Genomic DNA, 1,929 nt, shown 5'->3' on the forward strand with positions numbered 1-1,929 from the left:
ATATACACCACCACCGCCTCATAGGCACCGACCCCGGCCGCGGAATTCATCTCCTGTCCCATGCCAGGCACACCCAGCAGTTCAGCCGCGATCAACGTCATCCAGGCTTGGCCGATACCCGTGCGAATACCCGCGAAAATTCCCGGAGCGGCGGCCGGTAATGTGACCTGCAGTGCCTGACGCAGATGGCCATTCTGACCAAAGGCGCGGGCCAGATCGTAGTATTTCGGGTCGACATTACGCACGGCAGAATAGCTGGCAAAGTAGTTCACCCAGAACACACCGATAGCGATAACGAACGCAGCACCGGCATGGCTGACCTTGAACCAGGCGATGGCAAAAACAACCCACGCCAGGGGCGGAATCGGCCGAAGAATACGGGCCAGCCAACCGTGCAGGGCGTCCATCAGCGTTGAGGACGCCGCGACGGTACCGACAAGAAAGCCAAGCATTGTACCCAGCGCCAAACCCCAGAAGTAGTGGATCAGACTGGACGCAAGGGCAGGCAGCAAGCGATCCGATGTCCACTCGTCAGCCAGTGCCGCGGGCAGCAGAAATGGATCCGGTATGGTGCCGGCGGCGGCCCAGCCGGAGACCTGCGCATACTTCCAGAAGCTGATGAACGCCAGCACGCCGGCCAGCCCAAGAACTCCGCGCCCCCATTGGGAGCGGGCGAGCGGATGCACACGCTGTGACATCGGTATGGATTACTCCTGTGTCAGCTCATCGTAAAAGCGGGTTTCGAAAAGGCTGTCCAGATCCACCTCCACGTTTAAAGAGCCGAGCTCCGACTGAAAATCACGCATGACTCGAGTACCGTCAATGATCGAATTAGGGTCAGCCCGGAACTGAGCGCTGGAGCGCTCCAGTGCCTGAAGCACAATGGCCGCCGGCAGTCGCCCTCCGCCCACATATTTACCCACTGCCGCTGCTACATCAGCGGGTGTTTCCCGCAATTGTCGGGTGGACTCAACATGGGCCTGAACCAGTGCTCTGACAAGTTCCGGCCGCTCGCTGATCAGTTTCTCCCGCACGACCAGTACCGCACCTGGCTGGTTCGGGAACATGTCAGAACCTGACACGACCACCTCGGCATCGCTTTTTCGGTTCAGCACGATGCTGACGATCGGCTCGAGAATAGCGGCACCATCGACTGCGCCAGTCATCAGCGACTGCTGTACCTGGGCCGCACCCTGATAAATGATGTCGATGTTGTCCGCGACCTCCTGTGCGCTCAACCCCAATTGCTTGCGCAACCAGTACTGAAGCACTGTGTCAGGAACCGACCCCTGCGGAAAGGTCGATATAACGGGCTTACGGCCTTTATCGGCCTTGAATCGTGCGAAGGCGGTAGCCGCGCTCCCGTTTGAAAAGTAGGGCGCCAGCTCTCCCAGCGAGATCAGGCTGATCTGTTCGACTATGTTAGCGGCAACGACCTTGATATCCGCCCCTTTGGCTCTCGCCACCATCGCCGGGCCGATGCCCAGATAGGCGACGTCCAGCTGGTCCGCCAGCAACGCCTGCACGATGGCAGGACCGTTCTGAAACTTGATCAGGTCCGGATCAGTGACCCCGGCTTTCGCCAGAGCGTCGCCTTCAATCAACACAAAAGCCTGAGACACCGGAATTATAGGCATGTACCCAATTTCCAGAGACTCTCCCGCGGCGATGGCGTTGCTCCAGGTAAGCAGCACTGTAAAGACAGGAAAAAAGATACGTAGCATGGTTGCACTCACGACTCGGTAGGACGGCGTGCAATGGTATATAAAACAAAGCAAGGTAAAAAGGTCAGATTAATAACATTTAGAAATATGGATAGTGACGGAATGGGGCCATGGCCGTGCGTGCCTTTCGCTGCGTTGCAGGGATGCACTGATACTGCGGAACACCTTCACCCGGGCAGGTCGTGCCCCCCCCCCCCCCACCCCC

Annotated in this window: 2 protein-coding genes; both read right to left on the reverse strand. The window is 58.5% G+C overall.

Annotated features, from left to right (window positions below; all coding sequences use genetic code 11):
* A partial coding sequence (locus tag AAC035_RS21075; RefSeq protein ID WP_339807077.1) for an ABC transporter permease subunit occupies positions 1-698 on the reverse strand: 698 nt, incomplete at its 3' end.
* 9 nt (positions 699-707) lie between these two features.
* Positions 708-1,724, reverse strand: a complete 1,017-nt coding sequence (locus tag AAC035_RS21080) for an ABC transporter substrate-binding protein (RefSeq protein ID WP_339807078.1) — start codon at positions 1,722-1,724, stop codon at positions 708-710.
* Positions 1,725-1,929 lie beyond the last annotated feature (205 nt).

Source organism: uncultured Marinobacter sp. (assembly GCF_963974375.1).
GTDB lineage: Bacteria > Pseudomonadota > Gammaproteobacteria > Pseudomonadales > Oleiphilaceae > Marinobacter.